Consider the following 7,978-nt stretch of genomic DNA (forward strand, 5'->3'; position numbering starts at 1 on the left):
CCGTTGACGACGTTGCCCTGGCTATCGTCCGGCTGCGTCCAGATGTAGTCCTGGGTGGATTTCGTATAACGCGTGGTGTTGCGGATCGTCAGGTTGCTGTTGATGTCGTGCTCGATGCGCACCGTGCCAACGTCCGAGGTCGTCTTGCGGAAGTCGCGATCGATCAGGCCGTAAAAGTTGCGGCGGTCCACATTGGCCGGATAGATCGTGTCGACATTGGCCGGCTTGTTGGTCGTCGTGTAGAAGTACGGAATACCGCTGTCGGGCAGGTCGTCGGTCGAGAGATGGTAGTAGCTCGCCGTGACGCGGGTCGGCGTGCCAAGGCCGTAGGTGAACGACGGCGCGATGCCCCAGCGCTCGTTGTTGACGGCGTCGCGACCGGCCACGTCGTTGTTGTGGCTCATCACGTTCAGGCGGAAGGCCGCGTGATCGGCCATCTGCCAGTTGCCGTCCGCGGTGAAGCGGCGATAACGGTCGGTGCCGAGGCCCACGCTTCCGTCGGCGGAATTGCCCAGATGCGGGGTTTTGGTGATCAGGTTGATGCTGCCGCCCGCGCCGCCGCGGCCGCCGTAAGCGCCGTCCGAACCCTTGGTCACCTCGACGCTTTCGAGATTGAACACTTCACGGGTGGTCGCGCCGATGTCGCGCATACCGTCGACGAAGGTGCTGCCCTGCGCGTCGTAGCCGCGAATGAAGGGCCGGTCGCCGAGCGGATTGCCGCCTTCGCCCGCGCCGAAGGTGATGCCTGGCACGGTGCGCAGCGCTTCGGTCAGCGTCGATGCGCCGGTGCTTTTGATCAATTCCTGCGGAATCACGGTCACGGACTTCGGCGTATCGACCAGCGGCGCGGTGAATTTGACCGACGCCGAGTGGTCGGTCTTGAAGCCGTCGTCCGCCTGGCCCTGCACGGCGATCGGCGCGAGCTGGCTCTCCTTGTCGGGCGACGCCGTGATGGCCGTGCCCTGTGCGAGAGCTGGGCCGGCCGCCAACATGCCGCACAGCGTCGTGCTGATTTTGCCGAGCTTCGGTTCGTCGGACCGCAACTTCATTTTTATCCCCATCGTTGAGAGCTGGTGGCCGGGTAGGCAATGCATTCCTTACCCGGTCATTCCATATTTATTACAAAGTGTTTTCGGAGTGCATTCTATGCAATATAGTTGTAATTGAGAAGCGTTCTCATCATAAAAATCCGGAATATGAGATTTGAACCGTGAGCCGCCGTATGGATTTGAGGGGTTGATCGACGAAGATGGGCCAGGAAGACGGGGATTTGGCGATGAAAAATAGATGGCAACGACTTTGCGTCTGTCGTGTGAGCGGTTTTTTCTGTGAGTGAGGCGCCGCTCCTGATCGAAGGGCGTGTATCCGCCTTGAGATTTCTTACTGTGCCGCCAACCCGGCCAGCGTCTCCCGCAGCCACACGAGCGCCGGATCGGCCTGATTACGCGGATGCCACCCCGCGTACAACGTGAAACCGCGCGCGTCGAACGGCAGCGCAAAGGTATCGAGCCGATCGACGTAGCGTGCCGCGAAGCGCGACGGCAGCGTCGAAACATAGTCGGTGTTCGACAGCAACTCCGGCACCAGTGTGAAGTGCTGGACCGACAGCGCGACGCGTCGCTCGCGGCCGAGTTCGTCGAGATGCTCGTCCATGAAGCCGTGAAAGCTGCCGCCGCTAGTCGACACGAGTACGTGATGGAGCGCGCAGTAGGTGTCGAGGTCGAGTGGCGCGGTGCCGCGCGGGTGGCCCTTGCGCTGCACGAACACGAAATGCTCGTCGTAGAGCTTGCGAGCTTTCATCGACGGCGGAATCATCCGGTCGGAACCGAGCAACAGGTCGATTTCGCCGCTTTCGAGCCGTGACGCGGCGGTGGGCTGATCGCCGATTACAAACGCCACGCGCACACCCGGCCCCGCCAATGCCGGCAAACGCTCCATCAGGCGCATGCCGAGCACCGCGGTGGCGTTGTCGTGCGCGGCAATCACGAAGCGCCTTATGTCGATGAGGGGATCGAAGGCCGACTGGTGCCGCACCACCGCTTCGAGACTTTTCAACGCGGCATGCAGCGGCGTCATCAACTCCAGCGCCCGGGCCGTGCGCGTCATGCCGCGGCCGGTTTCGGCGGGCAGCAGCAGAGGATCGCCGAAGATCTGCCGCAAGCGCGCGAGTTGCGTGGAGACGGCCGGTTGCGTCAGATGCAGCCGCTCGGCCGCGCGCGTGACATTGGACTCGGCGAGCAACGCGTCGAGCGAAACCAGTAAATTCAAATCGATGCCGCGCAGATCAATCATGTTGATAGGTCGCATATGAGTAATTGATTTCTAGAATACGTACCGCGCTTCTACAGTTCAAGCACCGAAACGAACTCAAGGAACATCAACATGAAAGCCTGGATGCTCGATCAACCCGGCAAGCCGCTCGCCTTGCGCGACGTGACCCAACCGCAGCCGCGCCGTAACGCCGTGCTGGTGCGAATGGAGGCGGTGCCGCTGCTCAGTTACACGCGTAACTATGTCGAAGGGAAATTGCCGTACGCGTACCCGCCGGGACCGTTTTCGCCCGGCACCAATGGTGTTGGCCGGATCGTTGCGGTCGGCGAGGGCGTCGTGGCGTTTCGCGCAGGTCAGCGGGTCGCGGTGAATCCGTACTGGATTGCCGACGAAACGGTGCGCGAGCCGGCGCAAGCGCTGCTGGGGCTTACCGGCATCAGCGCCGACAGCGGCGTGTTGCTGGCTGAGTTTTCACACGGCACGTTGCGCGAACTGGCCGAATTCCCGGCCGCGACGCTGATTGCGCTGGACGGTCTGGATGAGATCGATGCAGCACGTCTCGCGGTGCTGGCCAAATTCGCGGTGCCCTTCGGCGGTTTGCGACGCGGCCGTCTGTCGGCGGGCGAAACGGTGGTGGTCAACGGCGCGAGCGGTTACTTCGGTTCGGCGGCGGTGCTGGCCGCGCTGGCGCTCGGCGCGAGCAAGGTCGTCGCGCTCGGCCGGCGCCTGGAACCGCTGCAAGCGTTGGTCGAGCAAGGCCGCGGGCGTGTGGTGCCCGTCGTGCTGACCGGCGACGCCGCGCAAGACACAGCGGCGATTCGCGCCGCAAGCGGTGGTGGCGCTGACCTCGCGTTCGACATGGTCGGGCAAGCCGCCGACGCGAACGCGACCCTCGCCGCATTGCGCAGCCTGCGCCGCGGCGGGCGGCTCGTGCTGATGGGTAGCATGCAGGTGGATCTGCCGATTCCCTATGGCGAGATGTTGCTGAACAACTGGGAATTGATCGGCCACTTCATGTACACGCGCGCCGACTATCTCGCGCTGGTTTCGCTCGTGACGTCCGGGCAGATTCCGCTCGAGGCGGTCGAGTTGAAGTCGTATCCGTTCGCCCAACTCGAAGCGGCCATCGACGCTGCCGGCCGCATGTCGGGTCTGCAATGCACGGTCGTGGAAGGCCAGTCCCCGCAAGCGTGGGGTTGAGCACGACGCACGGTGATATCAGATCAGTCGCGAACCCGTTCCGGATGGCGAAGGCGCGAATGATTGCGGCCGTAGATCCCATAGATGACGAGCCCGATCACGAGCCAGACAACGAGCCGTAACCACGTGACGAGCGGTAGCCCGGCCATCAGCAGCAGGCAAAACAGAATCCCGAGGATCGGGATCACCGGCACGCCCGGCACGCGGAACGGCCTGGAGGCTCCCGCGTCGCTGCGGCGTAGATAGATCACGGCGCCGCAGACGAGAACGAACGCGAACAGGGTGCCAATGCTGACCATCTCGCCTAATACGTTGATCGGTGTGAACGCCGCCACAACCGCGACGATGGCGCCGATCATCATCTGGCTCAGATGAGGGGTTTGCAGACGCGGATGGACTCGCGCGAACAGGTGCGGCAGGAGGCCATCCTGTGACATCGTGAAGAAGATGCGGCTTTGGCCATACAACAGCACAAGTATCACGGTCGTCAGGCCGGTCAGCGCGCCGATCTTGATGAGCACGGAAAACCAGGTGACACCGATCGCATCGACACCTTTCGCGATCGGATCCGGGACGTTGAGTTCGGCATACGGCACGAGTCCGGTCAGTACGCCAGCGACCGCAATGTAGAGTATCGTGCAGACCACCAGCGAGCCCAGAATGCCGATCGGCATGTCGACCTGCGGCTTGCGTGCCTCCTGGGCCGCAGTGGACACCGCATCGAAGCCAATGAAAGCGAAGAAGACGACGGCCGACCCGCGGAGAATGCCGCTCGCGCCGAAGTTGCCGAATTCACCGGTGTTCTGTGGAATGAACGGATGCCAGTTGGCCGGATGTACAAAGAAGGCGCCGATGACGATGAACGCCAGCACCACCGTCAGTTTGATCGCCACCATGATGTTATTGAGCCGCGCCGACTCCTTGGTGCCGAGCACGAGCATGGTGGTCAGCACGGCGATAATGAAGACCGCCGGCAAGTTGACGATACCGGCGACCGTGCTGCCATCGGCGAGCGTTACCGTGGTGCCGGGCGCAGCCGCGAAGGTGGGCGGAATGCTAATCCCAACGTTATGCAACAGGCTCACGATGTAGCCTGACCAGCCGACCGCAACGGTCGCCGCGCCCATCGCATACTCGAGGATCAAATCCCAGCCGATGATCCACGCGAATAATTCGCCGAGCGTGGCATAGGTGTAGGTATAACTGCTGCCGCAGACCGGCAGCATGGCGGCCAGCTCGGAGTAGCAGAGTCCGACAAAGGCGCAGGCAATCCCGCCGAGCACAAACGAAAGAATGATGCTCGGCCCCGCATAATGCGCCGCGGCCGTGCCGGTCAGAACAAAGATGCCGGCGCCGATGATCGCGCCGATACCCATCGCCGTAATGCTGAGCGCGCCCAGCGACTTCGACAGATGGTGTTCACCGCCCTCCGCGCTTGCAACAATATCCGCGACGGATTTGCGCGCCATATAACTTGTGTCGGCCATGATGAGTCGTCCAGTTCGTATGTTGGTGAATCCGAAATCGAATCGATCCGTGACGCACTGCAATAAGCGACTTCTTTAAAGGCGACTGACACTGTTGATGTTGCGGTTGAGGAGGGAACTGTCGAATTCAGTCTAGTCTGGATTTAATCCGCTGTGTACTGAAGATCGGTGTTGCGGTTACCAAAACGGCCTTGCGGGTGAGCCGCAAGGCCGTCTTTTAATCATCGAATCCTGATCAATCGATGCCGTGAAACACCGCATCGTCCGGACCGAGATAAACCGGCGGGCGCCACGCGGCGTCGCGCATCGAATGCTGGACCAGCTTTTCGACACCCAGCAGCACCGCGAAAATCGCCATCCGCACCGGGATGCCGTTATCGGTTTGCCGGAAAATCGCAAGGCGCGAATCGTGATTCAGATCGACGCTTAGATCGTTCGCGCCCGGCCGGCTGTCGCGCGGCAGCGGGTGCATGATCAACGTATCGGCGCCGCATACGCTGTCCATCAGCGCCTGATTAATCTGGAAATCCGGCGTGTAGCCTTCGAACGATTCGTCGGTGAAGCGCTCTTTCTGGATGCGTGTGGCGTACACCACGTCGGCGCCGCGCAGCCCGGCGGTCAGATCGTGGGTCTGCTCGATCACGTGATCGTTGCGCGAGATCTGCTCGATGATGTAGCTCGGCATTTCGAGCATGGGCGGCGAGATCAGCGTGAACTTGATGCCGCGATACAGCGCCAGCAGCTTGACCAGCGAATGCACCGTGCGGCCATATTTCAGGTCACCGACCAGCGCGATATGCGAACCGTCGACGATCTTGCCGAGCCGCGAGAACTCGCGCTGGATCGTGTACAGGTCGAGCAGCGCCTGGCTCGGATGTTCGCCCGGACCATCGCCGCCGTTGATCACGGGCACGTTGGTGGCGCGCGCGAATTCGGCCACCGAGCCTTGCTCCGGATGGCGGATCACCAACGCATCCACATAGCCGCTCATGACGCGGCTGGTGTCGTAGATCGACTCGCCCTTTGCCATCGACGAAAACGTGAAGCCGGTGGTGTCGCACACCGAGCCGCCGAGCCGGCAGAATGCCGCGCCGAAGCTCACGCGAGTCCGCGTGCTGGCCTCGAAAAACAGATTGCCGAGCACCGCGCCTTCGAGCACACGGGAGATTTTCCGGCGCCGCGCGATCGGCTGCATGATGTCGGCGACGCGAAACAACGCCTCGACCGAGTCGCGCGAGAACTGATCGACCGACAGCAGCTGCGGCTTGCCTTCGAAAAGCATCTGGCTCGCAAGTGACTGCGAATCTACGCTTTGCGTATACTTTTCGCCTGGCTCGCCATGCACCACGATTTCCGACACGAAACGCTCCACGATCTCCGGCATGGCCCGCGATTCCTGCGAATCGTCCGGCAGCAGCCATGTGTCGAGCGCGCGGCGCGATACGCCGATGCGGCTCGCGAACGTGTCGCGGGTCATATTCAGGCGACGCATCGCGTCGCGTAGGAAGGCTTGTTGCGGGACGCTCATACGGGCACCTGTCGGGAGTGGGTCGCGTACTGGTCATGTACGCGGTGCGTATATTAGTTTCCCTGTCGTAGAAGTCAAGCAATTTTGCGTGAGCTTGGCAAACCTGCTTGGCAGGCCCGTTTTGCAAATTCGCGCCGGACGCGGTTACACTGCGTTTTATGCATCCCGGCCAAACGTTTCGACTCCGCCCGTCAACCACCGCACGTCTCGCTTTTGCGAACGTCGTGGCCGCACGCGCGAATCTCGCGAACGTTAGCGCCAAAGCCAAAAAACAGCCGCTCATCTGACCGGAGCACGCTGTTCCGTCAGATGTTGCGACGGAACAGCCGGTCAACGCCCTCCGCGGCATTCCCTGTTTTTCTTCCCTCGCACCGCTGATCGGAATCGATACGGTCGTCATCGAGGTAAAGACATGTCTATTTTTTCGGGTATCTGGGTTCCGCTCATCACGCCGTTCGCCGATGGCGAGGTGGACCACGCCGCGCTGCGCGCGCTGGTGCGCCGCTATGCCGACGCGGGGATTGCCGGACTGGTTGCGCTCGGTACGACCGGCGAGCCGGCCGCGCTCGACGCCGCCGAACAGGACGCCGTGCTGGCGACGATTCTCGACGAAGCGCAAGCCGTCGCTCGCGGCGCGGTTGATGCACAAGCACGAGCACAAGCGCTGCCGGTGCTGGTCGGCGTGTCGGGCAATCACACGGCGAGCATGAAGGAGCGCATCGGGCAGCTGAATTCACTGCCGATAGCCGGTGTGCTGATGGCCGCGCCGTACTACATCCGGCCTTCGCAAGCGGGCATCGTCGGGCACTTCATGGCGCTTGCCGATGCGAGCGACAAGCCCGTCGTGCTGTACGACATTCCCTATCGAACCGGCGTGCGGCTCGAACTCGACACCCTGCTGACGCTCGCCGCGCATCCGCGGATTCAGGCGGTGAAGGATTGCGCCGGTTCGCTCGACACCACGCTCGCGCTGATTCGTGACGGCCGCTTGCAGGTGCTCACCGGCGAAGACATCAATATTTTCAACACCTTGTGTCTGGGTGGGAGCGGGGCGATCGCAGCCTCGGCGCATCTGCGGCCGGAACGGTTCGTCGCGCTGTATCGTGCGCTGTCAGCGGGCCGGCTCGACGAAGGACGGCGCATTTTTCATGCGCTTGTGCCGCTGATCCAGGCGCTGTTCGCTGAACCGAATCCGGCGCCGGTGAAGGCCCTGCTCGCTGCGCAAGGCCTGATACGCGACGAGTTGCGCATGCCGATGACGCGTGCCGGCGATGCGCTGGTCGCGCGGCTCATGGCATTGGAAGGGCTTGACCGGATGGAGCCGCAGACGGTGGCATTGTCAGCTTGAGTGCGGATGCGCTTGCCGTGCGTATCGACGCCCAACGCGCACGGCAAGTTCGCTGGGTCCGGAGATCGCATCTGACACGCGGCATCCGGTACACGCCATCTGACGTCTCGCACGGCCGTCTGTATTTGAGATGATGGTTCGTGA

At 62.4% G+C, this 7,978-nt stretch carries 6 protein-coding genes; 2 read left to right on the forward strand and 4 right to left on the reverse strand.

The annotated features are described in order from the left end of the window. Positions 1–1,049, reverse strand: a 1,049-nt coding sequence (locus VFE81_RS22845) for a TonB-dependent receptor plug domain-containing protein (RefSeq protein ID WP_325046772.1), incomplete at its 3' end; no start/stop codon positions are given. 331 nt (positions 1,050–1,380) lie between these two features. Further along, positions 1,381–2,292: a LysR family transcriptional regulator gene (locus tag VFE81_RS22850; protein WP_325046773.1), complete on the reverse strand. Its 912-nt coding sequence runs from the start codon at positions 2,290–2,292 to the stop codon at positions 1,381–1,383. Positions 2,293–2,382: 90 nt separating this feature from the next. Between VFE81_RS22850 and VFE81_RS22855 the strand changes: the two genes are divergently transcribed. Further along, a complete protein-coding gene (locus tag VFE81_RS22855) occupies positions 2,383–3,471 on the forward strand; it encodes a zinc-binding alcohol dehydrogenase family protein (RefSeq protein WP_325046774.1) in 1,089 nt (362 codons plus the stop codon). Between the two features lie 23 nt (positions 3,472–3,494). Here VFE81_RS22855 and VFE81_RS22860 read toward each other — a convergent pair whose 3' ends face one another. Both VFE81_RS22860 and VFE81_RS22865 read right to left on the reverse strand, forming a co-directional pair. Further along, positions 3,495–4,958: an amino acid permease gene (locus VFE81_RS22860; protein ID WP_325046775.1), complete on the reverse strand. Its 1,464-nt coding sequence runs from the start codon at positions 4,956–4,958 to the stop codon at positions 3,495–3,497. A gap of 235 nt (positions 4,959–5,193) precedes the next feature. After that, on the reverse strand, positions 5,194–6,486 hold the full coding sequence (locus VFE81_RS22865) for an aspartate carbamoyltransferase (protein WP_325046776.1): 1,293 nt from the start codon (positions 6,484–6,486) through the stop codon (positions 5,194–5,196). 412 nt (positions 6,487–6,898) lie between these two features. Here VFE81_RS22865 and dapA point away from each other — a divergent pair, with 412 nt between their 5' ends. Continuing rightward, entirely contained in the window at positions 6,899–7,834 is a 936-nt protein-coding gene (dapA, locus tag VFE81_RS22870; protein ID WP_325046777.1) for a 4-hydroxy-tetrahydrodipicolinate synthase, read from the forward strand. Positions 7,835–7,978 lie beyond the last annotated feature (144 nt).

The organism is Paraburkholderia sp., from assembly GCF_035656215.1.
GTDB lineage: Bacteria > Pseudomonadota > Gammaproteobacteria > Burkholderiales > Burkholderiaceae > Paraburkholderia.